This is a genomic window from Streptomyces sp. NPDC008163, from assembly GCF_042956885.1.
In the GTDB taxonomy this organism is placed as follows: domain Bacteria; phylum Actinomycetota; class Actinomycetes; order Streptomycetales; family Streptomycetaceae; genus Streptomyces; species Streptomyces drozdowiczii_A.
Genome location: NZ_JBIBHG010000005.1, coordinates 345,260 through 371,047, shown reverse-complemented (window position 1 = coordinate 371,047; position 25,788 = coordinate 345,260). Strand labels below are relative to the sequence as shown.

Below are 25,788 nucleotides of genomic sequence, written 5' to 3'. Positions count from 1 at the left end.
GGGGCCCCTGGCCAGGCACGGGAAAGCAGATGGTTCTCATGGTGCCGGGCATCCTTTCACGGAGGCGGGGCCCGGCCTCCCGCGACACCGCCGCACAGGGCAAGGGCTGGGGCGTCGGGGTCGTAGCCACACCCCAAGGGCTCGGCTTCCTGGACACGGAAGCGATCGAGGCCCGGACCGGCTACCCGATCCGCTCGGTGATCGGCCTTCTCATGGCTTGTCGACGACCCCATCGTCGATGAGGTTGACAAGAAGCAACACCGTGCCCACGTGCTCAGGCATCCTGGCATTCGAAATGCGCAGGAACGCACAGGATGATTACGGTTACCCTCTGCGCATGTCGATCCCGAATCAGAGTGTTCGCAACTTAGATGAAGCATCCGACTTGTCGCGAGTGCAGCTCGACTTCCCGCCGATCCTGAACGGCATCGACTATCTGACCAGCGTCGTGGACCTCCTGCTCGCCGATCCGGTAGGGCCGCGCGAACTGAAGTACGCGGTCATCCACCTCAACGCCGCGGCCGAAGTGCTCCTCAAGGCCCGGTTGCAGGACGAGCACTGGAGTCTCGTCTTCGACGACCCACGCAAGGCCACCCGCAGGGCGTTCGCCTCCGGTACCTTCACCAGTTGCACGATGGCCGACGCCGTCACCCGGCTCCGAGACACCGCCCAGGTCACCCTCACCGAGGACGAGCAGAATGTCCTCAAGCGCCTGGGACAGGACCGCAACGCTCTCCAGCACTATGGCCTTACCCACAGCGCCCGCGCCGTGGAGTCCCGGACCGGCCAGGCCCTGGATTTCCTCCTGCGCTTCCTGAAGGAGGAACTGCTCTCCGGCGACCGGTACGAAGCAGGGCTGAACAGCCAGGTTCCGTTGAGCCTGGTCATGAACATCTCTGTGAGGGTGCGCGACATCAGCACCTACCGCACCGAGCGCAGGAAGCGGCTGCGCGGCGTACTCAAGGACGTGACGCGCCGCACGCTCGCCTGCCACGAGTGCGGTGAACTCGCCCTGGTCATCGGGGACCGCTGCTACTTCTGCGACTTCCCCATCGGCAGCTTCCGTCCGGAGCACGTGGCGGACATGGTGCTGATGTCCGAGGCCTGTACGAAGGGCGGGCCCGATCCGCAGTCAGTCATCGGCCACTGCATGCACTGCCTGAAACGCGCCTGGGTTCCCGCCGTCGCAACCGCCGCCGACAGCACGCCCCGCCCCTTCTGTTTCAACTGCACCGCGCCCGTCCCGAAATGGACCGTGGCACTGCGCCCACCGACGGTCCAGTGACGGCTCTCGCGGCAGCAGGTTCGGGGGAACCTTCCGGAGGAGTCCGAGGACGAGCGTCAGCTCTTCTACCTCGCCCGCATCGCGACCTGGTCCTTCGACGACCGCACCGGTCCCGAGTTCAGCGCCGAAGGCCGCGGTGAGTACGCGCTGGAGGAGATCCCGCTGACCCCGGCGGGCCTCGACGCCATCGACCTCAAGCCCGAGGACATCGTCCACGTCCTACGAGGAGCCATCGGGGCCGGAAGCCTCGGAGCCGAGGCATCGCTCTGATCCTTCGAGTGCGTCAGCGCCATCAGAGGTCGGCCCCTGATGGCGCCGCTACGTGCCGGTCGCCTGGCGCTCAGGACGCCGAGGACGCGGGGAACGTCAGCTTCTGTGGGGCGCAGCCGATGCGTTCGGCCTCCGCTGCCACGTACGTCGGGAGCAGGTCGCGGGTGAACGTGAAGCGGTCGCCGGGGCCCGCCGGGCGTAGTTGTTCCAGTACGAACATCACCTGGCCCGTCTGGCAGACCGCCCGGAACACCGCACGGTTCCCGCCCACCTTTCCGTAGCCCCGGGTCCCCTTGACGGGCGCGCCCGAGTGCAGCGCGTCCGCCGAGTAGATCTCGGCCAGCACCGGGTCGGTCACCGTCGTCAGCCGTACGGATGTCTCGTCGGAGTCGTATCCCGCCTCGCAGATCCGGGCCTGGCCGCCCTCGCCGCTGACGCGGGTCTGCCGCAGGTCCTTCCGGTACGCCGCCGGGAGGGCGAGGCCTTTGATGCCGCAGAACGCGGAGGCACGGGTGTCGTCCCACTCGACCGGTGCGGGCAGATCGCGCGGCTCCCGGTACGCGCCGGAGCAGCCGAAGTCGTCGATGACGCCGTTGACCGCGTCGATCAGCGCCCCGGTCAGGGCCGCCCGGTCCCGCAGGGTGTACTCCGATGACACCTCGAAGTCCGCGCGGCCCATGCCGATGTCCACCACGGTGGGCCCGGTGAAGTCGTCGCGGCCGGTGCACGCCTGCGGCAGTGCGATCCAGGCGCGCGAGGACGAGGCCATGCCGGGCAGGCCCTCGCCGAGCGGAACCATGCCCGAGGACAGGAACTCGCTCGGCCAGCCCCGCGAGTCGGTGCCGCGCAGCCCGTCCAGCCGGTGCACGTTCACCGTCACCCGGCGGCGCGCCCGGTCGCCCTCGTAGCTGGTGACGCGGCACTGGCCGTACGAACCGTCGTCGCCCATCGGGTCGTTGAGCAGCGACTGCTCCTCCACCTCCGTCCGGCGGTCCCCGAACAGCGCGTCCATCGAGCCGGAACCCAGCGAGTTCCAGCACGGGGAGGGCCCGAGCAGCGGAAGCGTGTCCGTGCGCCAGGCGACCGCGCCCGCGCCCAGCAGAGCCCCCACCAAGGCGGCGGCGGTCGCGGCGCGCACGGTGCGGCTGCGCAGCAGGCGGCGGACGAGCGGGGGCCGGGGGGCCTCCGCGATTTCTGGGGCCTCCGGGGTCTCAGCGCCCGCCACGCCGTTCTCCTCGCTCACGCGTCCTCACCGCTTCCGCACCCGATGCGCTTGCCGACCGACTCGACGAAGCGGTTGAACACCTGCTGGTCGGAGGGGCGTCCCCGGTCCTGGAGCCCCGCCTCCACATGCCCGTAGAACACGGTCCGCCGCCCGTCGCAACTGCGGCGCACCAGCCCCTGCTCCGGGCCCTCCGGCAAGCCCTTGAACAGGGCCGCCAGGCGGATTCCGTTCGCCATCACGTACTGCGCGGACGGCTCCTCGGGCATCCGCAGCTGCTTCCACACCACCGAGCACGTCTGGAGCCGGTCGGTGACCGCGCCCACCTGCTGGCGGAAGCGCGAGCCCTCGCCGTAATCGAAGGTCATGCCCGGTATCCGGCACAGCGGTGACGCTGCGGACTCCTCGTCCTCGGCCACCGTCACCATCGGTGAGCCGCTGCGCAGCGGCTGCTTCGGCGCGCACCCCGCCTTCTCCATCCCGGTGTTGGCGGCGGCGAGCAGCATCCGGAGCACATCGGCGCGCGTGGCGATCGTGAACGGCATGGGGATCTTGCCGAGGTGGCCGTCGCCCGTGCTCTCGCTGCGGATCGTCACCACGGACGGCCCGCCGTCCCCGTCGCAGGACGAGGGCAGCACCAGCATGCCCCGGTCCCCTCCGACGAGGCCGTCGAGCCCGTCCGGCAGCGGGGATGCGGAGCCGTGGAAGAAGTGCGCGAGCCAGGCCCGCCGCTCCTTCGCCCCGGCGGGCACCGGCCCGTACTCCAGGGTCACCGACTCCTCGAAGGTCAGCGGCTCGTCGGAGTCGTCGTCGTCGACCGAGGAGGTGACGGACACCGTGCAGGTGCCGTGCGGGCGGGCCGCCGAGGGCGCCGCGGACTCGGTGGAGCCGCGCTCCGAGCCGGACTTCTCCATCGCCTCGTCGCCGAGGAAGGACGGGCCGCTGTTCTGCTCCCAAGCGCCCCAGCAGTAACTGTCCCGGAACGGCCCGCTGTCCGTCGCCCACAGGACGGTGCCCGTCGCCAGCACCGCCCCGGCCACCACCCCGGCGACGACCGAGGCCCGTCGCCTCCCGATGCCCATCACATTCCCCCTTGTGAAGCAGTAAAGATCGCGCAAAGTGCCGATGCTACGACGTCACCGGCCGCCCTGCGGAAGGGGGTTGCGGCCCCGACCCGGTACAGATGCGAGCCGGACCCGGTGCGGAACGGACCCGGCCGCGGATTCCGTAAGGACCCGGCCGCCGATTCCGTACGGCACCGGGCCCGGCCCGGACGCCTCAGCCCAGCGCCGAGAACACGAACGCGAACTCCGCCGGTGCCGCGTCAAGCCGGTACGCGGGCAGCACGCCCGGCCCGCACGACCCCGAGCCGATGCCCTGCACCGCGTGGTCCAGGCCCACCCGGACCCGGTTTCCGGCGACCAGATCCGTCAGGTGCTCCGCCGCGTCCAGCTCCTCGTCCGTCCAGCGCCGGGCCGTGAACGAGAACGGCGCCCCGCCCTCCGCGCGCAGCCCGCCCCCGCCCGCGTCGGTCAGCTCCACCCACCGCACCCCGGCCCGCGCCCCGTTCTCCTGCGGCCGGACGTACGGGGTCTGCAACGCGTCCACGCCCCTGGCCCACTGCCCGAGCATCGCGGCCGCCCGGGTGTCCGGGTACGCCTCGCCCGGACCGCCGCCGAACCACCGCACCGCGTCGTACGCGGAGGGCAGCGCGAACCGCACGCCGAGCCGGGGCAGCGGCACCCGCCAGTCGCCCTCCGGCTCCACCGACACCGTGAGCCCCAGCCGGTCCCCGTCGGCCGTCCACCGGTACACGGTCCGCAGCCCCACGTCCCGGGCGGCCGGCGCCACCCGGGTGCGCACGGTCAGCGCGTCCGCACCCGCCTCCACCGCGTCCAGGCGGTGGCGCATCCGGTGCAGCCCCCACTCCCGCCAGCGCCGCCCGTACCGCTCGTCCGGCTGCCACGCGGCCCCGTTGTCGTTGTCGGTGGGCGCCCGCCACACGTCGAGGCGGAGCCCCTCCACCGCGATGTCCCCGACGCGCAGGAGCGCCCCGGTCGCCGCGTCGAAGGTGCCCGGGCCGAGCGCGACCGTGGAGCCGGAGACGCGCGGGCGCGCCCCGGCGGCCGGGCGCGGGGCGGCCGGGGTGCCCGCCTCGCTCTGGCCCCAGGCGACCAGGTGGCCGCGCCCGGCCCAGGCCGTCGCCCCGGCGAGGACCGCCCGCAGCGTCCACAGCCCGTCGCCGGGCGGGGCGTCCGCCGCCACCTCCGCCGAGGCACCCGGGGCGAGCGGGGGCACGGCGAGGGTGCCCGAGGCGACGAGCACGCCGTCCGCCTCGTGCGACCAGCGGAACTCCAGGTGGTCCAGGCCCGTGAAGTCGTAGCCGTTGGTGACGGTGAACACGCCGGGCGCGCTGCCCGGGGCGATGCGCACCGGCTCGACGACCTTCTTGTACTCGGCGAGGCCGGGGGACGGGGTGCGGTCCGGGAAGAGCAGCCCGTCGCACACGAAGTTCCCGTCGTGCAGCTCCTCGCCGAAGTCGCCCCCGTAGGCGAAGCCCAGTTCCGGGTGGGCCAGGCCGTGGTCGATCCACTCCCAGACGAAACCGCCCTGGCAGCGCTCGTACCGCTCGAACAGCCTCTGGTACTCGCTCAGCCCGCCCGGTCCGTTGCCCATGGCGTGCGCGTACTCGCAGAGCACGAAGGGCATCGCGCGCCGCCGCGCGTCCAGCTCCGGGTCCTCCAGCGGCTCCTCGGCGCGCCGTCCGATGAGCTCCACCTCGGCGTGCGAGGCGTACATCCGCGAGTACAGGTCGACGTCCGCGCACGACAGGTCGCCCTCGTAGTGCAGCGGGCGGTCCGGGTCGCGCTCGCGCATCCACCGGGCCATCGCGCCCAGACCGGCGCCCGTGCCGCACTCGTTGCCCAGCGACCAGACGATCACCGAGGGGTGGTTCTTGTCCCGCTCGACCATCCGGGCCGCCCGGTCGAGCAGCGCGGGCGTCCAGCGCGGGTCGTCCACCGGATTGTCCCGCCAGCCCGCCTCCGCGAAGCCGTGGGTCTCCAGGTCGCATTCGTCGATCACCCACAGGCCCAGCTCGTCGCAGAGGTCCAGGAAGGCAGCGTGCGGCGGATAGTGGCTGGTGCGGACGGCGTTGACGTTGTGCCGCTTCATCAGGACCAGATCGCGCCGCATGGTCTCGGCGTCGACCGTCCGGCCCGTCTCCGGGTGGAACTCGTGCCGGTTCACGCCCCGGAACAGCAGCCGCCGGCCATTGACCCTGAGGACGCCGTCCTCCACGGCGACCGTACGGAAGCCGATGCGCAGCGGGACGCGCTCGCCGGGCGTCACCAGCTCCCCGGCGTACAGCCGGGGCGTCTCGGCGGTCCACGGCTCGACCGGCAGCGTCACGGCCTCGCCCGCCGCGATGTCCAGGCCGAGCCCCGGCACCAGCACCCGGCCCACCGTCCCCTCGCACTCCACGCGCAGGGTCCCCGAGCCGGTGCGGTGGTCGTAACCGGCGTGCACGAAGAAGTCGCCGGGCGCCCCCGCCGGGCGGTGCAGCAGCGTCACGTCCCGGAAGATCCCGGGCAGCCACCACTGGTCCTGGTCCTCCAGATAGCTCCCGGACGACCAGGCGTGCACCCGTACCGCGAGGACGTTGGCCCCGGGCCGCAGCAACTCGCCCGCGGCGAACTCGTGCGGCAGCCGCGAGCCCTTGAAGTCGCCCAGCTCCACCCCGTTCAGCCACACCCGGGCGGCCGACTCCACCCCGTCGAACCGCAGCACGCTCCCGCCGCCGCCCGGCCAGTCGCCGGGCAGCTCGAAGACCCGCAGATGGTCGCCGGTCGGATTCTCCGACGGCACCCTCGGCGGATCGACCGGGAACGGATAAACGACATTCGTGTACGCGGGTGCCCCGCCCGCCCCCTGAAGCACCCAGTGCCCCGGCACGGCGACCGTCGCCCAGCCCGAGGCGTCGAAATCCGGCTGTACGAACGAGGCGTCCTCGCCGTCCGCGCGCGGCGACAGGCGGAACGCCCAGCGGCCGTTCAGCGACAGCCGCCGCGCGTCGGACTCCGCGTACCAGGAACGCGGCGGCAGACAGCCGGTGCCGGGGGACGGACTCTCGTACCAGGTGAGCGGGTCGGTGTCGGTGCGGCGCATGCGTCTCCTCGGTCGGTGGACCCTCCGCGATCACGCTAGTGAGCGAAGAACCGGTTCACCATGGGCGGCCGGGGAGACGACCGGGTTCGTCCGCGTCGGCACCGCCCCACTCCGGGTGGCCGCACAGGGGACGGCCGCACAACGACACAGGCCCACGATTCCTGAGGAATCGTGGGCCTGTGGCTGGTGTCCGAGGGGGGACTTGAACCCCCACGCCCGATAAAGGGCACTAGCACCTCAAGCTAGCGCGTCTGCCATTCCGCCACCCGGACAAGGTGTCTGTCTCGCGGGCCTGGCCCGTTCCGACGTGGAAAACCATAGCAAACATTGGAGGGTGCTCGATCACGCCCGGTCCCGTGGGCACCTTGGGTGCGCGGGCCCGGCGATGGAGGATGGGAGGGAGCACCACGGCGACAGGGAAGGAACCAGCGTGAGCGAGAGCAATGCGGCCCGGAGCGGCTTGGGCGAGACCGCCGAGAACGAGGTGGTGGACCTCTGTCGCGACCTGATCCGGATCGACACCAGCAATTACGGCGACCACTCCGGGCCCGGCGAACGGGCGGCCGCCGAGTACGTGGCCGAGAAGCTGGCCGAGGTCGGGCTCGAACCGAAGATCTTCGAGTCCCACAAGGGCCGCGCCTCCACCGTGGCGCGGATCGAGGGCGAGGACCCGTCACGCCCGGCCCTGCTGATCCACGGCCACACCGACGTCGTCCCGGCCAACGCGCACGACTGGACGCACCACCCGTTCTCCGGGGAGATCGCGGACGGCTGCGTCTGGGGCCGGGGCGCGGTCGACATGAAGGACATGGACGCGATGACGCTGGCGGTGGTCCGCGAGCGCATGCGCAGCGGCCGCAAGCCCCCGCGCGACATCGTGCTCGCCTTCCTCGCGGACGAGGAGGCGGGCGGCACGTACGGGGCCCGCTACCTCGTGGACAAGCACCCCGATCTGTTCGAGGGCGTCAACGAGGCGATCGGCGAGGTCGGCGGCTTCTCCTTCACCGTCAACGAGAACCTGCGGCTTTACCTCGTGGAGACCGCCCAGAAGGGCATGCACTGGATGCGCCTGACCGTGGACGGCACGGCGGGCCACGGCTCCATGACCAACGACGACAACGCGATCACCGAGCTGTGCGAGGCGGTCGGCCGGCTCGGCCGGCACACCTGGCCGGTGCGGGTGACCAAGACCGTGCGGTCCTTCCTGGACGAACTGTCGGACGCGCTCGGCACCCCGCTGGACCCGGAGGACATGGAGGCCACCCTCGCCAAGCTGGGCGGCATCGCCAAGATGGTCGGCGCCACCCTCCGCAACTCCGCCGCCCCGACCATGCTCGGCGCCGGCTACAAGGTCAACGTGATCCCCGGACAGGCCACCGCCCATGTCGACGGACGCTTCCTGCCGGGTTACGAGGAGGAGTTCCTGGCCGACCTCGACCGCATCCTCGGCCCGCGCGTGCGGCGCGAGGACGTGCACGGCGACAAGGCGCTGGAGACCGACTTCGACGGCGCCCTCGTGGACGCCATGCAGACGGCCCTGAAGGCCGAGGACCCGATCGCCCGCGCCGTCCCGTACATGCTCTCCGGCGGCACGGACGCCAAGTCCTTCGACGACCTGGGCATCCGCTGCTTCGGCTTCGCCCCGCTGAAGCTCCCGCCGGAGCTCGACTTCGCGGGCATGTTCCACGGCGTGGACGAGCGCGTTCCGGTCGAGGGGCTGAAGTTCGGCGCCCGGGTCCTGGACCGCTTCATCGACCACAGCTGACCCGGGAGGGCGTAAATCGCCAGGATGTACGCCTCTAACCGGAACGAGTGAATGGGGCGTTCGCCTCGTAGCCCCGTTACTTCCTCCTCGTTACAGGTGGTGCGGTCCGCGGCTGGGACCGCGCTTGCCAACTAGGAGGAATCATGATCAAGAAGATCGCCGCCGCCGCGGCTGTCACCAGTGGCCTCGTGCTCGCCGGCGCCGGCATGGCCGTTGCCGACTCGGGTGCCCAGGGTGCCGCCATCGGCAGCCCCGGCGTCATCTCGGGCAACGTCATCCAGGTTCCCGTCCACGTTCCCGTGAACGTGTGTGGCAACACGATCAACGTGATCGGGCTGCTGAACCCGGCCTTCGGCAACGTCTGCGTCAACGACTGACGTTGCGCGTCAACCCGTAAGGGTTTGAGCCCGTTCGGCCCCGGACCGCACTCCACGCGCTCCGGGGCCGTCGGGTCCTTTGCCTCCGCACGGTAGTCCGGGGGTACTCCGGAAGGTAGAAGGCAGGAAACACCTATGCGACAGGTCACGCGAAACGGCCTGATCACCATGGCGGCCGCGGGTGGCGTTCTCGCCCTCGGCGGCGGCTACGCGCACGCCGACGCGGGAGCGGTCGGCGGCGCTTCGAATTCCCCGGGGGTGGTTTCAGGGAATTCGGTGCAGATTCCGGTCAGCGTGCCGGTGAACGTCTGCGGAAACTCCGTGGACGTCGTCGGGCTGCTCAACCCGTCCTTCGGCAACAGCTGCCGGAACGGCTCGGGCGGCGCGTCCGCCGGCAAGCACGACTCCGCGTCGGGCACGTCCGGCAACCACGCCGGGAACCGGGCCGTCGAGCGCGGCCAGGGGGCGAAGGGGGGGACCGGCAAGCACCGGGCCTCCGGTGACAACGGGGGCGGGGCCACCGCGGAGGGCTACACGCACGGATCACCCGGTCTGCTCTCGGGCAACCAGATCCAGGCGCCCATCGACATTCCCGTGAACGTCTGCGGCAACAGCATCGACGTCGTCGGCCTGCTGAACCCCGCGTTCGGCAACGAGTGCGAGAACGAGAGCACGCCGCCGGTCGACGTTCCGGAGCCTCCTCCGGTCCGCCACGTCACTCCGCCGACGCCCGGGAAGCCCACTCCGAACACGCCGGAGCCGCAGACCGTGCCGGAGGCGCCGCAGCTCGCCCACACCGGAGCGGGCGGGCTCGACCTGCTCATTCCGGCCAGTGCCGGCATGCTGCTGGCCGGCGCGGGCACGGTGCTCTACCGCCGCGCGAAGGCCGCCGCCTGACGGCAGCGCCGCACCGGCGAGCACGCTGAGAAGGAAACGGGCCCCGCGATCGCGGGGCCCGTTTCGCGTGCTCGGACGTCCTGTGGCCGGTCCTTCCGGCTCACCACGTGGCCCGTAGCTGACGGATGATCCGGCGGCGCAGCCGCACGCGGCGGCTGCCGTCCCGGCGCAGCGTCAGACGGTCCAGCTCCCAGTGCCCGTACTCGGCATGGTCGGTCAACAGGCGGGCCGTGTCCTTCCGGGACACCCCGCGTGGCACGTACACATCGACAAATTCGTATTCCGGCATCGAATCCATTGTGCGGGCAAGGGCCCGGTACGGATAGCGTCTGCCCCATGTCTGATGCTGCGCAGCCCACCGCTGCCGAGGTACGCGCCGCCGCCGATGCGGTCAAAGCCGCGATCGACCACCACCTCGCGGCGGTCGAACGCCGGTCGGGGGACGATGATCCCGCTGTCTACGACGCGTTCAACGCACTGGCCGCCGCCGCCGAGGTCTACGACGAACTCCTCTACGACCGCCACGACGAGGTCACCCCCTTCGAGATCCCGGGAGAGCAGGACGCCCTCCCGCCCTACAACGGACCCGACGAGCCGCACGCGCTCAGCGTGCTGATCCGCCGCGACTACGCGGTGGTGGAACCCCAGCGGCTGCTGGCCCAGGCCCAGCGCCTCGCCGACGCCGACCCCGACGAGCGGGACGACGCCGGGGCGGCGGTCGTCGGCACCAGCGTGCACGCCGCGCTCGGGGTGCTCTTCGGGGAGTACGAGGCGGACGAGATCGCCTCCCGGCACACGGAGTTCGGCCTGGAGGAGGGCGACTCCACGCTCTGGGTCGCGGCGGCGGACGAGCTGCCGGAGCCGGGGGAGTGGCTGGCGGCCCCGTTCGACGACGCCGACCCCGAGCTGGTGGTCTGCCGCTTCGACGTCAGCGCGGTCTTCGACGACGACGACGTGGATGACGACGTGGAAGGACCGGGGCACCCCGCCGGCTGACCGCCGCGGCCCCCCGGAGGGCCCCCACGGACGCGCCAGGCGTACGTGGGGGCCCTCCGGCCTCCCGGCCCTCCTACTGCTCGGCGGGGGACTCCTGGGACTCCTGGGAAGCCTCCAGCAGGGCCCGCAGGCGGGTGGTGCGGTCCTGGGCGGGAACCTCGGCCACCGCGCGCGGCAGGGCCTGGTCGACGCCGTGCACCACGGACAGATGGCGCTCGGCCCGGCCGAACGCGGTGTAGACCCACGGCCGGCTCAGCCCGCGCGCCGCGTCGCCCGGCAGCACCACGACGACCGCCGGCCACCGCATCCCGGCCGCCTGATGGGCGCTGAGCGCCCATGCGTGGCGCACCGCGTCGGCCACCCGCTCCTGCGGTACGACGACGGCGGTCCCCGCACAGTCCAGGTGCAGCCCCTCCGCGTCCGCCGACACGACCGTGCCGGGCACCGTCCGCCCCGGCGCCGGGACATGGGCGACCCGGTCGCCCGGGTCGAACCCGCCGAAGCGGCCGGGGCCCGGGTTGAGCCGCTGCTTCAGGGCCTCGTTCAGCGCCCGGGTGCCCGCGGCGCCGCCGTGGCCCACCGTGATGACCTGGGTGTCGCCGGACGGCACCCCGATGGCGCGCGGCACCGAGTCGGCGACGAGCTGCACCGTGCGGTGCACCGCCTCGCCCGCGTCCCGGACCGGGACGATGACGACCTCCTTGCCGGGCGCCGCCACCTGGTTCAGCTCGCCGATGCCGATGCCGGAGACCAGCTCGCCGATCGGTCCGGCGTCCGGGGTGCGGGAGACGACGCGGGGGCAGGCGCGGGCGGCCAGCACATCGGCGAACACCTGCCCGGCGCCCGCCGAGCCGAGCACGCCCGGGTCGCCGCTGAGGACCAGGCGGACGCCGTCGGCCAGGGACTCCACCAGCATCGCGCCGGTCTCCACGTCCAGCTGCGGCGCGTCCAGCACGACGAGCAGATCGAGCGCGAGCGCCCCCTCCTCGTCCCGCCCCGGTCCCTCGGTGCCCGACAGCAGCCCGGCGAGCGTGACGGCGGCCTCGGGGGTGCCGATGTCCTCGGCGAGCCGTCGGCGGCCGTCCACGCCGTGCGCGGCGCCCAGGGCGCGCAGGCCGAGCCCCCGGGCGGCGGCGATCAGGGCGGCCGGCTCGGCGCGGGCCGCCTCGCCGCCCGTGTGCGCGACGAGGCCGTGGGCGGCGGCCGCGCGGATCAGCTCGGCGGCCGACGGGGAGGGCGCGGCGGCGGCCGCCTCCGACCAGTCCGCCTCCTTGTCGCCGCCGCTGACCAGCCGGGCCAGCCCGTCGGCGAGGCTCTCCTCCGCCAGGGCGTACCGGTCGAGTCCGAGGAGCACGGGGCCGGCCGGGGCAGCCTCGGCCGCCTCCTCGTCGCCCTGCTCCTGCTCCCCCTGCTCCTCCGGGCCGTCCTGGAAGACCAGCACGACGCCCTCGGCGACGGCGTGCTGCACGGCCGCCGCGGGGTCGCTCACGCTCCGGCCGGCCAGCGCTTCGCGCACCCGGTCCGCGTCCAGCGCGGTGTGGCCCCGGAGCGCGGCCTGCTCCAGGACCCAGCCGGTCAGGGCGGCGGCGCGGCGCTCGTCGTCGGGCCCGCAGGCCGCGCCGAGCAGCGCCCGGGCGAAGCCGTCCGCCTGCTCGGGCCCGACGCCGGGCAGGGCCAGCAGTTGCCAGGGGTCCTCGCGCAGGATCTCGGCGGCCCGGTCCCCGAGCAGCGCGGCGGCGGGCCGGCCCAGGGCGGCGGGGGCCCCGCCTGCGGACAGCACGGCCGCCACGGCGGCGACGCTCTCGGGCGAGGCGGCCCGGGGCGCGGGGGCGGGCTCCCGTACCGGGGCCGGGGCGGGGGCCGCCGTCCGGCGGGCGGGCGCCGGTGAGGGCGAGTCGTAGAACGCCGTGGCGGGCTTCTGTCCTCCCTCCACGGCCCGGACGGCCGCCAGCAGATCGGCCGCGGTCCCGCTCAGCTTCCCCCCGGCCTCGATGGGCCCGCCCTTCTCGGCCTTCCGCTTCTCGATCCGCTCCCGCAACTCCCGCTGAGCCGCGATCTCGGCCTCGGCCTCGGAAAGCGCGGCCGCGCCTTCGGCACCGTCCTCCGCCCCGGGGACCGCCCCCGCCGCACCCCCGCCGCCGTCCGAGGGGCCCGTATCCGCTTCATCGCCCCGACCGCCCACGTCGGTCGCCTCGCCGTCCGGCGCGGCCGCATCGGCCCGAGCGCCTGGGCCGTCGCCCGCATCGCCGCCGCCCGGCGCTCCGCCCGCGTCGGTCACGGCGTCGGCCGCCGGGCCGTCACCGGCCGTATCGTCCGAGGCGCCCGTGCCCGCTCGGGCGCTCCGGCCGCCCGCGTCGGCCGCCGCGCCCCCGTCGGCCGACGGCTCGGCTTCCTCGTCGGCCGTACGGTCCGAGACGCCCGCGTCGGCCGCCGCGCCGGGGCCGCCGTGCGCATCGCCCCCGTCCGGCGCCTCGCCCGCCACCGCGCCCGCGTCGGCCACAGCGTCGACCCCCGTGCCCGTGCCCGCGTCGGCCGCCGGCCCGGCCCCCGCCTCGCTCGCCGCGTCGGCGGCCGGGGCGTCGAGCGGGGCCGGGGTGGTGGTGGTTTCGTCGGTGGCCGGGGGGCCGGGGGATTCTCCCCGGGGTAGCGCGGTCACAGCGTGCTCCAGTCCTGGTCGGGATAGCGGTGCACGGGCGCCGACACATCGTCCAGCGCCTGGCAGATCTCGTCAGGAAGACTAAGCGTCTCCACTGACAACGCCTCCGTCAGCTGCTGCGCGTTGCGCGCGCCGACGATCGGGGCCGCGACCCCGGGCCGGTCCCGGACCCAGGCCAGGGCGACCTGGACGGGCGTGGTGGCCAGCCCGTCGGCGGCGGTCGACACCGCGTCCACGATGCGGCTCGCCGCGTCGTCCAGGTACGGCTCGACGAAGGGGGCGAGCAGTTCGGACGCGCCGCGCGAGTCGGACGGGGTCCCCGTGCGGTACTTGCCGGTCAGCACGCCCCGGCCCAGCGGCGACGAGGGCAGCAGCCCGACACCGAGGTCGAGCGCGGCGGGCACCACCTCGCGTTCCACGCCGCGCTGGAGCAGCGAGTACTCCATCTGCGTCGCGGCGAGCCGCGTCCGCGTCCCGGGCGCGGCGAGCTGCCAGGTCGCCGCCTTCGCGAGCTGCCAGCCGCAGAAGCCGGACACCCCGGCATAGCGGGCGCGCCCGGAGGACACCGCGAGGTCCAGCGCCTGGAGCGTCTCCTCCAGCGGGGTCTCCGGGTCGAACGCGTGGAGCTGCCACAGGTCCACGTAATCCGTGCCGAGCCGGCTCAGCGAGGCGTCGAGGGCCGCCAGCAGGTGCCCGCGCGAGGCGTCCACCCTGCGGTACGGGTCGGCGACGCTGCCCGCCTTGGTCGCGATGACCAGATCGCGCCTCGGCACCAGGCCGTCCACGAGCCGCCCGAGCAGATACTCGGCCTCGCCGCCCCCGTACACATCGGCCGTGTCGACCAGCGTGCCGCCCGCCTCCCAGAACACCTTCAGCTGCTCGGCAGCGTCGTGCTCGTCGGTGTCCCGGCCCCAGGTGAGGGTGCCGAGCCCGATCCTGGACACACGTAGGCCGGTGCGGCCCAGATGCCTCTGCTCCATGGGCGCTGAGATTACAACCGGCGTGGGGCGGCCCCCTGCCGGATCAACTTCCCGCGCGCTAGAGTCCGGAACTCAGGGACGTTACTGATCGGTAAGGGGTTCGGCTATGCGGCTCGGCATCAATCTCGGCTACTGGGGCGCGGGGATGGACGGCGACAATCTCGCCGTCGCACAGGAGGCCGACCGGCTCGGCTACGACGTCTGCTGGGCGGCCGAGGCGTACGGCTCCGACGCGCCGACCGTGCTGGCCTGGGTGGCCGCGCAGACGGAGTCCATCGACGTCGGCTCCGCCATCCTCCAGATCCCGGCGCGCCAGCCCGCGATGGCGGCCATGACAGCGGCCACGCTGGACTCCCTGTCGGGCGGCCGGTTCCGGCTCGGCCTCGGCGTGTCGGGCCCGCAGGTCTCCGAGGGCTGGTACGGCGTCAAGTTCGACAAGCCGCTGGCCCGCACCCGCGAGTACGTGGACATCGTCCGCAAGGCGATGACCCGCGAGCGCCTTTCGTACGAGGGCGAGCACTGGACGCTCCCGCTGCCGGACGGCCCGGGCAAGCCGCTCAAGCTGACCGTGCACCCGCAGCGCGAGCACATCCCGCTCTACATCGCCGCGATCGGCCCCAAGAACCTGGAGCAGACCGGCGAGATCGCCGACGGCGCCCTGCTGATCTTCCCCTCGGCCGAGCACCTGGAGGAGACCGCGATCAGCCATCTGCGGGCCGGACGCGAGAAGGCGGGCAGGACGATGGAGGGCTTCGACGTCTGCCCGACCGTCCCGCTCGCCATCGGCGACGACATCCCCGGCCTCGCGGACATGTTCCGCCCCTACACCGCGCTGTACGTCGGCGGCATGGGCAGCGCCAAGCAGAACTTCTACAACCGGCTCGCCCAGCGCATGGGGTACGAGAAGGAGGCCGCCGAGATCCAGGAGAAGTACCTCTCCGGCGACAAGAGCGGCGCGGCGGCCGCCGTACCGCACCAGCTGATCGACCAGACCACGCTGCTCGGGTCCGTGGAACGCATCTCCGAGCGCATGCAGGCGTACGCGGAGGTGGGGGTCACGACCCTGACCCTGGCGCCGGCCGGCTTCACCCTGGACGAGCGGATCGCCGCGCTCCGGGCCGGTACGGACGCGCTGGAGCGGGCCGGGCTCGCGTAACCCGGGGAGTCTCTGCGGCCGTGGTGGGGGCTCGGGGGGTCCTCCCCGCCACGGCCGTCACGGGGAACAACGCGGGCGGCGCGGCGGGGTTACGGGTCCACGCAAAAACGGTTCGCCCGCCGCGCTCCCGTCCACGCCGCCGCTCCCGTGTCACCCGTTCGGCGCAGCCCCCGCGCGCTCCTGTTGCCCGCCCCGCCCCGCCGCATTTGACTGGCGCTCGGCGACGCCGGCACGGAGGTGGCAGTGATGCTCTCGGCAAAGAACCTGTTCCAGGAGATCCTCGACAACGACGACTCGTTCCGGCTGTTCTGCTCCATCGCGGCCAGCGGCGAGTCCCAGGGCGGCTGGGAGAACGGCCGGATCGCGGCCCTCGTTCCCGCGAGCCAGCGCCCGCTGGCCCCCAAGATCGCCCGGCACGGGGCCGACGAGGACAAGCACGGCAGGATCTTCAACGCCCTGCTCAAGAAGCGCGGTCTGGCCCCCGGACCCGTCCCCCCGGACACCGACTACACGATGCTCCTGGAGCGGCACGGCATCGGACTCGCGCACGAGCAGCTGGGCCGCGACGAGGCGCTGACCGAGCGCGACATCATCACGTACCTGGCGCACAGCCGGGTCACCGAGCAGCGCGCGTCCGAGCAGATGCAGCTGCTGACCAAGCACTTCGCGGACCACCCCGAGCTCGGCCGCGCGGTCCGGATGATCTCCAACGACGAGGACAACCACCTCGCGTACTGCCACGAGGAACTGCTGCGCTTCGCGCGGGCCGGCCACGGCCGCACGATCCAGCGCATCCTGCGCGAGTGCGCGCTCGCCGAGATCCGCGTCTACCGCGACGTGAGCCTCGCCGTCATGGACCACATGGGCCGGGTGCTCGGCTGGTCCCGGGCGAAGGCCGCCGTGCTCGCCGCGGGCATCCACGGCATGTACGCGTACGAACGCCTCGGCGGCTGGCGGCGCATGGTCAGCCTGGCACCGCCAGCCCGGCGCGACGCCCTCGGCGGACCCGCGACGCCCGCGCCCGAGTACGCCTGAGAACGGGGCCTTCAGAGCCAGCCGCGCCGCTTGAACTGGCGGTACAGGCCCACGACCGCCCCCGCCATCAGCAGCAGCACCACCGGGTACGCGCCGACCCACCGCAGCTCCGGCATGTGCTCGAAGTTCATCCCGTAGATCCCCGCGACCATCGTCGGCACCGCCGCCATCGCCGCCCAGGCGGAGATCTTGCGCATGTCGTCGTTCTGCCGCACCCCCATCTGCGCGAGATGCGCGGACAGGATGTCGGACAGCAGCCGGTCAAGACCCTCCACCTGCTCGTTGGCCCGGGTCAGATGGTCCTGCACGTCCCGGAAGAACGGCTGCGCGTGCTCCTGGACGAACGGCACCCCGGCGCTCGCCAGCCGGGCCATCGGACCGGACAGCGGAACGGTCGCCCGGCGGAATTCCAGCACCTGGCGCTTGAAGGTGTAGATGCGCGCCGCGGTGTTCTTGGAGTCGTCCGTACCGCTCGGCGCGAAGACCTGCGTCTCCAGCTCCTCCAGGTCGACCTGGAGCTCGCCCGCCACGTCTATGTAGTGGTCCACGATCGCGTCGCTCACCGCGTACAGCACGGCCGTCGGCCCGTGCCGCAGCACCTCGGGCTCCGCTTCGAGACGGCGGCGTACGGCGGCCAGCGGCGCGCCCTCTCCGTGCCGCACGGTGACGACGAATGAGTCGCCCATGAACACCATCAGCTCGTGCGTGGTGACCGTGTCGCTGTCGTGGTCGTACAGGACCGGTTTGATCACCGCGAACAGCGAGTCGTCGTACACCTCCAGCTTCGGCCGCTGGTGGGCCGAGAGGGCGTCCTCCACGGCCAGCGGGTGCAGTCCGAACTCGTGGCTGACCAGGTCGAACTCCTTCTCCGTCGGCTCGTGCAGGCCGATCCAGAGGAACGCGTCGCCGGACTCCCGCGCCTGGGCGAGCGCGTCGGAGAAATCGGCGGGGCCCTCGGTCCGGCATCCGTCGCGGTAGATGGCGCAGTCGACAATCACGGCGCGCATTCTTCCCTGCTTGCGACCCGGTATGCACCTTTGGCCCCGCCGGGAAACCGGGCGCCGCCCGTACGCTGGACGGCATGCCCACCCTGATCCTCGTACGCCACGGACGCTCCACCGCCAACACCGCCGGGGTGCTCGCGGGCCGGACCCCCGGCGTCGCCCTCGACGAGCGCGGCGCCGCGCAGGCCGCCGCGCTCCCCGGCCGGCTGGCCGCACTGCCGCTCGCCGCCGCCGTCAGCAGCCCTCTGCAACGCTGCCGGGAGACCCTGGAACCCCTGCTGGCCGCCCGCCCCGGCCTGCCGCTGCACATCGAGGACCGGATCAGCGAGTGCGACTACGGCGACTGGTCGGGCCGCAAGCTCGCCGAGCTCACCGACGAACCGCTGATGACCGTGGTCCAGCAGCACCCCTCCGCCGCCGCCTTCCCCGGCGGCGAGTCGATGCGCGCGATGCAGTCCCGCGCCGTCGACGCGGTACGGGAGTGGAACGCGCGGATCGAGGCGGAGCACGGCGAGAACGCGGCGTACGTCATGTGCTCGCACGGCGACATCATCAAGGCCCTGGTCGCCGACGCGCTCGGCCTGCACCTGGACCTCTTCCAGCGCGTCCATGCCGACCCGTGCTCGGTCACCGCGATCCGCTACACGAGGCTCCGCCCCTATCTGGTGCGCCTGGGCGACACGGGCGACCTCGCCGGACTCGCGCCCCGCGAACCGGGCCAGGACGCCGGTGCCGCCGGGGACGCGACGGTAGGGGGCGGCGCTGGGGCGCCGTGATCGCCACGCGCAGTAGGGTGGACGCGCCGTAGAACGCTTTCCGAGGCTCCGGCCCACCCCCATCTGCCCGTCGACTCTCAAGGGAGACAGGACGTGTCCCGTCAGGTGTTCCTCTACGACCCCCCGGACCGCTTCGTGGCCGGCACGGTCGGGCTGCCTGGACGCCGTACGTTCTTCCTGCAGGCATCCTCAGGCGGACGTGTCACCAGCGTGGCCCTGGAGAAGACCCAGGTCGCCGCGCTCGCCGAGCGCGTGGACGAACTCCTCGACGAGGTCGTACGCCGCACCGGCGGGAACTCGCCGGTGCCCGCGGTCGCCCCGATGGACGTCACGGACACCGCGCCGCTCGACGTCCCCGTCGAGGAGGAGTTCCGCGTGGGCACCATGGCGCTCGCCTGGGACGGCGAGGAGCAGCGCATGATCGTGGAGGCGCAGGCCCTGGTCGAGCTGGACGCCGACTCCGTCGAGGACCTGGCCGAGGCCGAGGAGCGGCTGCTCCAGGACGAGGAGAACGGCCCCCCGATGCTCCGCGTCCGGCTCACCGGCGCCCAGGCCCGCGCCTTCGCCAAGCGCGCCCTGGACGTGGTCAACGCCGGACGCCCGCCCTGCCCGCTGTGCAGCCTGCCGCTCGACCCGGAAGGACACGTATGCCCGCGCCAGAACGGATACCGCCGGGGCGCCTGAGCGAAGCGGAGCAGACCGCCCTGCTGGCCGGAGGCACGCTCACCGTCCTCGGGCAGGTCCGGGGTGCCTCCAACGCGGTGCTGTACTGCTCCGTCGCCCACGAGGGTGAGGAGGCGTACTGCGTCTACAAGCCGGTGGCCGGCGAGCAGCCGCTCTGGGACTTCCCCGACGGCACCCTCGCCCAGCGCGAGGTGGCCGCCTACGAGGTCTCCGAGGCCATGGGCTGGGGGCTGATCCCGCCGACCGTGCTGCGGGACGGGCCGTACGGACAGGGCATGTGCCAGCTGTGGATCGAGGCGGAGGAGCCGGGCGAGGACGAGCCGGGGCTGCTCGCGCTGGTCGAGGACGAGGAGCCCGGCGAGGGCTGGAAGGCCGTCGCGTTCGCCGAGGTGGGGGAGGGGAAGACCGCCCTGCTGGTGCACGCGGACGACCCCCGGCTGCGGCGGCTCGCCGTGCTGGACGCCGTCATCAACAACGGCGACCGCAAGGGCGGCCACCTGCTGCCCGCGCCCGGCGGCCGGCTCTACGGCATCGACCACGGGGTGACCTTCAACGCCGACGACAAGCTCCGGACCCTGCTCTGGGGCTGGGCGGGCGAACCCCTCACCCCCGAGGCCGTCGAGGTCCTGGGCCGGCTGGCCGCCGCCCTGGAGCCCGGCGCCGCCCTGGTCACCCGGCTGGCCGAACTCATCACGGCGGCCGAGATCGAGGCCCTGCGGGCCCGGGTGGCCGGGCTGCGGGAGACCGGGGTGCACCGCGAGCCCAGCGGGGAGTGGCCCGCCATTCCCTGGCCGCCGGTCTGACGGAGGGGCCGCCCCGATGCACGTCGGGTGCGGCGGCGCAAGAGTGCCTCTTCGGTCAGGATCACCCCTCCGGTTCGTATCCGGAAGCCGCATCCGGTTACGCTCGTGGCATGCATGCCTGGCCCGCTTCTGAGGTCCCCGCCCTGCCCGGCAAGGGCCGCGACCTTCGGATCCACGACACCGCGACCGGCGGACGGATCACCCTTGACCCCGGTCCCGTCGCCCGCATCTACGTCTGCGGCATCACGCCGTACGACGCGACCCACATGGGTCATGCGGCGACCTACAACGCGTTCGACCTCGTTCAGCGCGTGTGGCTCGACACCAAGCGGCAGGTTCACTACGTCCAGAACGTGACGGACGTGGACGACCCGCTGCTGGAGCGGGCCGTGCGCGACGGACAGGACTGGACCGAGCTCGCGGAGCGCGAGACGGCCCTGTTCCGCGAGGACATGACCGCGCTCCGCATGCTCCCGCCGCGCGACTACATCGGCGCCGTCGAGGCGATACCCGGCATCGTGCCGCTCGTCGAACGGCTCCGCGACGCGGGCGCCGCCTACGAGCTCGACGGCGACATCTACTTCTCCGTCGACACCGACCCGCACTTCGGCGAGGTGTCGAACCTCGACGCCGAGGCCATGCGCCTGCTCTCCGCCGAACGCGGCGGCGACCCGGAGCGCCCCGGCAAGAAGAACCCGCTCGACCCCATGCTCTGGATGGCCGCCCGCGAGGGCGAGCCCAGCTGGGACGGCGGCTCCCTCGGCGCCGGCCGGCCCGGCTGGCACATCGAGTGCGTGGCCATCGCCCTCGACCACCTCGGCATGGGCTTCGACGTCCAGGGCGGCGGCTCCGACCTGGCCTTCCCGCACCACGAGATGGGCGCCTCGCACGCCCAGGTGCTGACCGGCGAGCACCCCTTCGCCCAGGCGTACGTGCACGCCGGCATGGTCGCCCTGGACGGCGAGAAGATGTCCAAGTCCAAGGGCAACCTCGTCTTCGTCTCCGCGCTCCGCCGCGACGGTGTGGACCCGGCCGCGATCCGCCTGGCCCTGCTCGCCCACCACTACCGCTCCGACTGGGAGTGGACCGACCAGGTGCTCGCCGACGCGGTGGCCCGGCTCGACCGCTGGCGCGCCGCCGTCTCCCGCCCCGACGGGGTGTCCGCCGATGCCCTGGTCGAGGAGGTCCGCGCGGCCCTCGCCGACGACCTGGACGCCCCGGCCGCACTGGCCGCGGTGGACCGCTGGGCCGAGCGGCAGACCGCCGAGGGCGGTCCGGACGAGGGCGCGCCCGGCCTCGTCTCCCGCACCGTGGACGCGCTCCTCGGCGTGGCCCTCTAGCTCGCTTTTCGTAACTCTCCGTCGTAGCAGCCGACTTCACCGGCCCCGGACTTCTTCATGAAGTTCGGGGCCGGTTCCGTTTTGTCCATGGTCAAATGCTCGGTGCTGCGCTAAAAGCGCTCTATGCAATCATCAACGCGCATCAGATCGGCGGTAGTTGCAGCGCTGCTGGGACTCCTCGCCGTACTCACCGGACCGGGTGCCGCCCGCGCCGACGACACGGCGGAGCCCGCCGGGACGACGGTCGGCGACCTCACCGGCTTCGCGGCCGACGGGGCCGTGTACCGCCTGACGGCGGGGGCGGCGAAGGCCCGGGTCAGTTTCGTCTCCGAGGAGACCTTCCGTATCGAACTCGCCCCCGACGGCACCTTCGAGGACCCGGCCGGCGACGCCATCGTGCTCCCGCAGGGCACCCCGCCCCGCACCCGCTGGAAGGAGCGCGGCGACCGCTACGAGCTGTCCACCCGGAGCGTCACCCTCCGTGTCTACAAGTCGCCTATGCGGTTCGCCCTGTACCGGGCCGACGGCAGCCAGGTCTGGTCCGAGGCGAAAGGGCTGAGCTGGGGCACCGAGCAGACCACCCAGACCCTGGCGCGCGGGGCCGACGAGCAGTTCTACGGTGCCGGTATGCAGAACGGCCGGGGCAACACCTCGCACCGCGGCAAGACCGTCGAGGTCGGCGTCGACTACAACTGGGACGACGGCGGCCACCCCAACTCGGTGCCGTTCTACCTCTCGTCGGCCGGTTACGGCGTCTTCCGCAACACCTTCGCGCCCGGCACCTACGCCTTCAACGACCCGGTGACCACCAGCGAGAAGGAGCGGCGCTTCGACGCGTACTACTTCGCGGGTGACAGCGCCAAGGACGTCATCGGCCAGTACACACAGCTCACCGGCAAGCCCTTCCTGCCGCCCGTCTACGGCATGGAGATCGGCGACGCCGACTGCTATCTGCACAACGCCAACCGGGGCGAGCGCCACACCCTGGACGCGCTGGAGGTCGCCGACGGCTACCTCGAGAACGACATGCCGAACGGCTGGATGCTCGTCAACGACGGCTACGGCTGCGGTTACGAGAATCTCGCCGAGACCGCGAAGGGCCTCCAGGACCGGGGCATGCAGGCCGGCCTCTGGACCGAGGACGGCATCGACAAGCTGGCCGACCAGGTGAAGGCCGGGCAGCGCGTGGCCAAGCTGGACGTCGCCTGGGTCGGCGACGGCTACAAGTTCGCGCTCGACGGCTGCAAGGACGCCTACGCGGGCATCGAGGCCAACAGCGACGCGCGCGGCTTCACCTACGCCCCCGAGAGCTGGTCCGGCGCACAGCGCTGCGGGGTGCAGTGGTCCGGCGACCAGTACGGCACCTGGGACTACATCCGCTGGCAGATCCCGACCTACGCGGGCGCCACGATGTCCGGCCTCGCCTACACCACGGGCGACGTCGACGGCATCTTCGGCGGCAGCGCCAAGACGTACACCCGTGACCTCCAGTGGAAGATGTTCCTGGGGACCACGATGACCATGGACGGCTGGGCGGCCAGCGACAAGCAGCCCTTCCGCTACGGCGAGCCGTACACCTCCATCAACCGCGACTACCTCAAGCTCAAGGAGTCGCTGCTGCCCTACCAGTACTCCTACGCGCACGAGGCGACCGAGACCGGTGTCGGCATGGTCCGCCCGCTGGTCCTGGAGTACCCGGACGACCCGAAGGCCGCGACCGACGCCGCGAAGTACGAGTTCATGTCGGGCGAGGACTTCCTCGTCGCCCCGGTCTACGAGGACAGCACCGAGCGCGACGGCATCTACCTGCCGAAGGGCACCTGGACCGACTACTGGACCGGGCGCACCTACCAGGGCCCCGTCACTCTCGACGACTACAGCGCCCCGCTGGACACCCTGCCGCTGTTCGTGAAGGCCGGGGCCAGTGTGCCGATGTGGCCGGGCATCCGCTCGTACACCGACCGCACCGCCTCCTCCCCGCTGGCCTGGGACATCTACCCGCAGGGCCGCTCCTCGTTCACGCTGTACGAGGACGACGGCGTGACGCGCGAGCACCGCGACGGCGCGTACGCCACCCAGACCGCCGACGTCCGCGCACCCTCCCGGGGCTCCGGCGACGTGACCGTGGACATCGGCGCCGCCAAGGGCGCGTTCAAGGGCAAGCAGAGCAGCCGCCCGTACGAGTTCACCGTGCACACCGGCTCCGAGCCGAGCGCGGTCCAGCTCACGGGCAAGCTGCCCCGGCTCACCTCGGCCGCGGCGTACGCGCAGGCGAAGCAGGGCTGGTTCTACGACCGGGACGACCGGGGCGGCGTGGTGAAGATCAAGACCGCACCGCTGCCCACGGACCGGAAGTTCTCCGTGAAGCTCAAGCACACCAGCGCGGTCGGCGGCCGGAACACCGCCGCCACGGCCTCCGTCACCGCCCCGCGCGGCCAGGAGACCGGCGCGGGCGCCCCGAGCACCGTCGCCGTCGACGTCACCGCGGGCACGGCGGACGTCACGGACGCGTCCGTCACGCTCGACGTCCCCGAGGGCTGGCAGGCCACCCCCGCCGCGCCCGTGCGGCGGATACCGGCGGGCACCACCCGCCGCGTCGAGGTCCGGGTCACCCCGGCGAAGGACGCGAAGGCGGGCGAGCAGCGGCTGACCGCCCTCGCGCGATACCGGTCGGCGGGCGAGTCCCGCACCGCCACCGAGCGGCTCGCGGTCTCCGTCATGCCGGCCCCGCCCAGCGGTGAGACCTGGGCGAGCGACATGGAGTGGCTGAACGCGGCCAACGGCTACGGCCCCGCCGAACGCGACCGCAGCAACGGCGAGTCGGGCGCGGCCGACGGGCACCCGCTCAAGCTGGCCGGGAAGACGTACGAGAAGGGGATCGGCACCCACGCCGACTCCGACATCGAGGTCTACCTCGGCGGGCAGTGCTCGCGGTTCACCGCGGACGCCGGAATCGACGACGAGATCAACGGATACGGCGAGGTCGCGTTCTCCGTGGAGGCCGACGGCAAGGTGCTGTGGACCTCGCCGAAGGTGACCGGGGCGTCGGAGACCGTACCGGTCGATGTGGCGCTCGACGGGGCGCGGCACGTGCGGCTGAAGGTCACGGACACGAACGGGTCCAAGACCGGTGACCACGGCGACTGGGGCGCGGCGCGCTTCGTCTGCTCCTGAATGACGGTCACACAGCGCGGGAGCCGGGCGGGTTCGCACCCGCCCGGCTCCGTGCCGCGCTCAGTCCTGGGCGTGGGGGCCGCCGGCCCCGTCACCGTCCGCCGGGCCGCTGTCCGGGCCGTCGCTGTCCGGCTCTTCGTCGGGCGCCCCGGCCGGGCCGCCGTCCTCGCCCGTGGCCCGGTCGCCGGGCCGTCCGCGTCCGGGTCCCGGCCGGCCGGGACCCTCCGGCTGGGCCGGGCCGCCCGGCTGGCCGGGCCCCGGCTTCGGGGGTCTGGTCCGGCCGCTCGACGTGTCCCGGAGGTACGTCGCGTCGCCGCTCTCCGTGGCATGACCGCCGGGCGGCTGCCCGGGGCCGGGATCGCGGCGCCGCAGATAGCGCTCGAACTCCCGGGCGATCGCCTCGCCGCTCGCCTCGGGCAGCTCGGCGGTGTCCCGCGCCTCCTCAAGGGTCTGCACGTACTCGGCCACCTCGCTGTCCTCGGCGGCCAGCTGGTCCACGCCGACCTGCCACGCCCGTGCGTCCTCCGGCAGTTCGCCGAGCGGGATGCGCAGCCCGAGCAGATCCTCAAGACGGTTCAGCAGGGCCAGCGTCGCCTTGGGGTTGGGCGGCTGCGACACATAGTGCGGCACCGCCGCCCACAGGCTCACCGCGGGCACCCCGGCATGCGTGCACGCCTCCTGGAGGATGCCGACGATGCCGGTCGGGCCCTCGTACCTGGTCTCCTCCAGGTCCATGGTGCGCGCCAGATCGGGGTCGGACGTCACTCCGCTGACCGGGACCGGGCGGGTGTGCGGGGTGTCGCCGAGCAGCGCCCCGAGCACCACCACCATCTCGACGCCCAGTTCGTGCGCGAAGCCCAGGAGCTCGTTGCAGAACGAGCGCCAGCGCATGGACGGTTCGATGCCCCGGACCAGGACGAGATCGCGGGGCTTGTCCCCGCCGACGCGGACCACGGAGAGCCGGGTCGTCGGCCAGGTGATCTTGCGTACCCCGTTGTCCAGCCACACCGTCGGACGATTGACCTGGAAGTCGTAGTAGTCCTCGGCGTCCAGCGCCGCGAACACCTCGCCCTTCCACTCCCGGTCCAGATGCGCGACCGCTGTGGAGGCGGCGTCGCCGGCGTCGTTCCACCCCTCGAACGCGGCCACCATGACCGGGTCGATCAGCTCGGGCACGCCCTCGAGCTCGATCACCCCAGCC

20 protein-coding genes, 1 tRNA gene and 2 pseudogenes are annotated in these 25,788 nt (G+C 72.8%); 14 read left to right on the top strand and 9 right to left on the bottom strand.

Going from position 1 to position 25,788, the window contains the following annotated elements; all coding sequences use genetic code 11:
• Positions 1-86: 86 nt before the first annotated feature.
• From ACFZAT_RS14290 to ACFZAT_RS14280, 3 genes and pseudogenes are all read left to right on the top strand, one after another.
• Positions 87-197: pseudogene (locus ACFZAT_RS14290) on the top strand (flavoprotein); the annotation flags it as partial.
• A 140-nt stretch (positions 198-337) separates the two neighbouring features.
• The gene (locus ACFZAT_RS14285) at positions 338-1,285 is read left to right on the top strand and encodes a hypothetical protein (RefSeq protein ID WP_391264088.1); all 948 of its coding nucleotides are present in this window, start codon (positions 338-340) and stop codon (positions 1,283-1,285) included.
• A gap of 39 nt (positions 1,286-1,324) precedes the next feature.
• Positions 1,325-1,555 (top strand): annotated as a pseudogene (locus tag ACFZAT_RS14280) (NUDIX hydrolase); the annotation flags it as partial.
• Positions 1,556-1,625: 70 nt separating this feature from the next.
• Here the strand turns inward: ACFZAT_RS14280 and ACFZAT_RS14275 are convergent.
• The 4 genes from ACFZAT_RS14275 to ACFZAT_RS14260 all read right to left on the bottom strand — a co-directional run bounded on the left by ACFZAT_RS14275 (position 1,626) and on the right by ACFZAT_RS14260 (position 7,216).
• A complete protein-coding gene (locus ACFZAT_RS14275) occupies positions 1,626-2,780 on the bottom strand; it encodes a hypothetical protein (protein WP_391264086.1) in 1,155 nt (384 codons plus the stop codon).
• A 14-nt stretch (positions 2,781-2,794) separates the two neighbouring features.
• Positions 2,795-3,859: a hypothetical protein gene (locus ACFZAT_RS14270; RefSeq protein ID WP_391264084.1), complete on the bottom strand. Its 1,065-nt coding sequence runs from the start codon at positions 3,857-3,859 to the stop codon at positions 2,795-2,797.
• Positions 3,860-4,055: 196 nt separating this feature from the next.
• Positions 4,056-6,944, bottom strand: coding sequence for a glycoside hydrolase family 2 TIM barrel-domain containing protein (locus ACFZAT_RS14265; protein WP_391264082.1), 2,889 nt, complete (start codon positions 6,942-6,944; stop codon positions 4,056-4,058).
• A 184-nt stretch (positions 6,945-7,128) separates the two neighbouring features.
• Positions 7,129-7,216: transfer RNA gene (locus ACFZAT_RS14260), tRNA-Leu, on the bottom strand.
• Between the two features lie 158 nt (positions 7,217-7,374).
• Between ACFZAT_RS14260 and ACFZAT_RS14255 the strand changes: the two genes are divergently transcribed.
• The 3 genes from ACFZAT_RS14255 (at position 7,375) to ACFZAT_RS14245 (ending at position 9,983) form a co-directional block, all read left to right on the top strand.
• Positions 7,375-8,709, top strand: a complete 1,335-nt coding sequence (locus ACFZAT_RS14255) for a M20/M25/M40 family metallo-hydrolase (protein ID WP_391264080.1) — start codon at positions 7,375-7,377, stop codon at positions 8,707-8,709.
• A gap of 143 nt (positions 8,710-8,852) precedes the next feature.
• On the top strand, positions 8,853-9,086 hold the full coding sequence (gene chpH / locus ACFZAT_RS14250; protein ID WP_018103706.1) for a chaplin ChpH: 234 nt from the start codon (positions 8,853-8,855) through the stop codon (positions 9,084-9,086).
• A gap of 135 nt (positions 9,087-9,221) precedes the next feature.
• Positions 9,222-9,983: a chaplin family protein gene (locus ACFZAT_RS14245; protein WP_391264078.1), complete on the top strand. Its 762-nt coding sequence runs from the start codon at positions 9,222-9,224 to the stop codon at positions 9,981-9,983.
• A 100-nt stretch (positions 9,984-10,083) separates the two neighbouring features.
• On the opposite strand, the gene ACFZAT_RS14240 is transcribed toward ACFZAT_RS14245, so the two are convergent.
• On the bottom strand, positions 10,084-10,272 hold the full coding sequence (locus ACFZAT_RS14240) for a DUF5703 family protein (protein ID WP_018103708.1): 189 nt from the start codon (positions 10,270-10,272) through the stop codon (positions 10,084-10,086).
• A 47-nt stretch (positions 10,273-10,319) separates the two neighbouring features.
• Between ACFZAT_RS14240 and ACFZAT_RS14235 the strand changes: the two genes are divergently transcribed.
• A complete protein-coding gene (locus ACFZAT_RS14235; protein ID WP_391264075.1) occupies positions 10,320-10,979 on the top strand; it encodes a hypothetical protein in 660 nt (219 codons plus the stop codon).
• A 73-nt stretch (positions 10,980-11,052) separates the two neighbouring features.
• Here ACFZAT_RS14235 and ACFZAT_RS14230 read toward each other — a convergent pair whose 3' ends face one another.
• Together ACFZAT_RS14230 and ACFZAT_RS14225 are read right to left on the bottom strand one after the other, a co-directional pair.
• Positions 11,053-13,461: a helix-hairpin-helix domain-containing protein gene (locus ACFZAT_RS14230; RefSeq protein WP_391264287.1), complete on the bottom strand. Its 2,409-nt coding sequence runs from the start codon at positions 13,459-13,461 to the stop codon at positions 11,053-11,055.
• Between the two features lie 170 nt (positions 13,462-13,631).
• Positions 13,632-14,615, bottom strand: a complete 984-nt coding sequence (locus ACFZAT_RS14225) for an aldo/keto reductase (protein WP_391264073.1) — start codon at positions 14,613-14,615, stop codon at positions 13,632-13,634.
• A gap of 106 nt (positions 14,616-14,721) precedes the next feature.
• Between ACFZAT_RS14225 and ACFZAT_RS14220 the strand changes: the two genes are divergently transcribed.
• Positions 14,722-15,771 carry an LLM class F420-dependent oxidoreductase gene (locus ACFZAT_RS14220; RefSeq protein ID WP_391264071.1) on the top strand — a complete coding sequence of 350 codons (1,050 nt, stop codon included), beginning with the start codon at positions 14,722-14,724 and terminating at the stop codon, positions 15,769-15,771.
• Between the two features lie 246 nt (positions 15,772-16,017).
• Entirely contained in the window at positions 16,018-16,806 is a 789-nt protein-coding gene (locus ACFZAT_RS14215) for a ferritin-like domain-containing protein (protein ID WP_391264069.1), read from the top strand.
• Between the two features lie 11 nt (positions 16,807-16,817).
• Here the strand turns inward: ACFZAT_RS14215 and corA are convergent, their stop codons facing one another.
• Complete coding sequence (gene corA, locus ACFZAT_RS14210) at positions 16,818-17,813, bottom strand: magnesium/cobalt transporter CorA (protein ID WP_391264067.1); 996 nt, start codon at positions 17,811-17,813, stop codon at positions 16,818-16,820.
• Between the two features lie 74 nt (positions 17,814-17,887).
• Here corA and ACFZAT_RS14205 point away from each other — a divergent pair, with 74 nt between their 5' ends.
• The 5 genes from ACFZAT_RS14205 to ACFZAT_RS14185 all read left to right on the top strand — a co-directional run bounded on the left by ACFZAT_RS14205 (position 17,888) and on the right by ACFZAT_RS14185 (position 24,587).
• Positions 17,888-18,586 (top strand): MSMEG_4193 family putative phosphomutase, encoded by a 699-nt coding sequence (locus ACFZAT_RS14205; protein WP_391264065.1) that lies wholly within the window; start codon positions 17,888-17,890, stop codon positions 18,584-18,586.
• 93 nt (positions 18,587-18,679) lie between these two features.
• The gene (locus tag ACFZAT_RS14200; protein ID WP_143623319.1) at positions 18,680-19,270 is read left to right on the top strand and encodes a DUF3090 domain-containing protein; all 591 of its coding nucleotides are present in this window, start codon (positions 18,680-18,682) and stop codon (positions 19,268-19,270) included.
• Positions 19,234-20,073 (top strand): SCO1664 family protein, encoded by an 840-nt coding sequence (locus tag ACFZAT_RS14195; protein WP_391264063.1) that lies wholly within the window; start codon positions 19,234-19,236, stop codon positions 20,071-20,073. Before ACFZAT_RS14200 ends, ACFZAT_RS14195 begins: the two co-directional genes overlap by 37 nt.
• Before the next feature lie 110 nt (positions 20,074-20,183).
• Positions 20,184-21,413, top strand: coding sequence for a cysteine--1-D-myo-inosityl 2-amino-2-deoxy-alpha-D-glucopyranoside ligase (mshC, locus tag ACFZAT_RS14190; protein WP_391264061.1), 1,230 nt, complete (start codon positions 20,184-20,186; stop codon positions 21,411-21,413).
• Positions 21,414-21,536: 123 nt separating this feature from the next.
• The gene (locus tag ACFZAT_RS14185; protein ID WP_391264060.1) at positions 21,537-24,587 is read left to right on the top strand and encodes an NPCBM/NEW2 domain-containing protein; all 3,051 of its coding nucleotides are present in this window, start codon (positions 21,537-21,539) and stop codon (positions 24,585-24,587) included.
• 60 nt (positions 24,588-24,647) lie between these two features.
• Here the strand turns inward: ACFZAT_RS14185 and ACFZAT_RS14180 are convergent, their stop codons facing one another.
• Entirely contained in the window at positions 24,648-25,781 is a 1,134-nt protein-coding gene (locus ACFZAT_RS14180) for a PAC2 family protein (RefSeq protein WP_391264058.1), read from the bottom strand.
• Positions 25,782-25,788: the final 7 nt, after the last annotated feature.

Coding starts and splice junctions, on each gene's coding strand:
- ACFZAT_RS14285 (WP_391264088.1), top strand. CDS start 338: ATGTCGATCCCGAATCAGAGTGTTCGCAACTTAGATGAAGCATCCGAC.
- ACFZAT_RS14270 (WP_391264084.1), bottom strand. CDS start 3,859: ATGGGCATCGGGAGGCGACGGGCCTCGGTCGTCGCCGGGGTGGTGGCC.
- ACFZAT_RS14265 (WP_391264082.1), bottom strand. CDS start 6,944: ATGCGCCGCACCGACACCGACCCGCTCACCTGGTACGAGAGTCCGTCC.
- chpH (WP_018103706.1), top strand. CDS start 8,853: ATGATCAAGAAGATCGCCGCCGCCGCGGCTGTCACCAGTGGCCTCGTG.
- ACFZAT_RS14245 (WP_391264078.1), top strand. CDS start 9,222: ATGCGACAGGTCACGCGAAACGGCCTGATCACCATGGCGGCCGCGGGT.
- ACFZAT_RS14240 (WP_018103708.1), bottom strand. CDS start 10,272: ATGCCGGAATACGAATTTGTCGATGTGTACGTGCCACGCGGGGTGTCC.
- ACFZAT_RS14235 (WP_391264075.1), top strand. CDS start 10,320: ATGTCTGATGCTGCGCAGCCCACCGCTGCCGAGGTACGCGCCGCCGCC.
- ACFZAT_RS14225 (WP_391264073.1), bottom strand. CDS start 14,615: ATGGAGCAGAGGCATCTGGGCCGCACCGGCCTACGTGTGTCCAGGATC.
- ACFZAT_RS14220 (WP_391264071.1), top strand. CDS start 14,722: ATGCGGCTCGGCATCAATCTCGGCTACTGGGGCGCGGGGATGGACGGC.
- ACFZAT_RS14215 (WP_391264069.1), top strand. CDS start 16,018: ATGCTCTCGGCAAAGAACCTGTTCCAGGAGATCCTCGACAACGACGAC.
- corA (WP_391264067.1), bottom strand. CDS start 17,813: ATGCGCGCCGTGATTGTCGACTGCGCCATCTACCGCGACGGATGCCGG.
- ACFZAT_RS14205 (WP_391264065.1), top strand. CDS start 17,888: ATGCCCACCCTGATCCTCGTACGCCACGGACGCTCCACCGCCAACACC.
- ACFZAT_RS14195 (WP_391264063.1), top strand. CDS start 19,234: ATGCCCGCGCCAGAACGGATACCGCCGGGGCGCCTGAGCGAAGCGGAG.
- mshC (WP_391264061.1), top strand. CDS start 20,184: ATGCATGCCTGGCCCGCTTCTGAGGTCCCCGCCCTGCCCGGCAAGGGC.
- ACFZAT_RS14185 (WP_391264060.1), top strand. CDS start 21,537: ATGCAATCATCAACGCGCATCAGATCGGCGGTAGTTGCAGCGCTGCTG.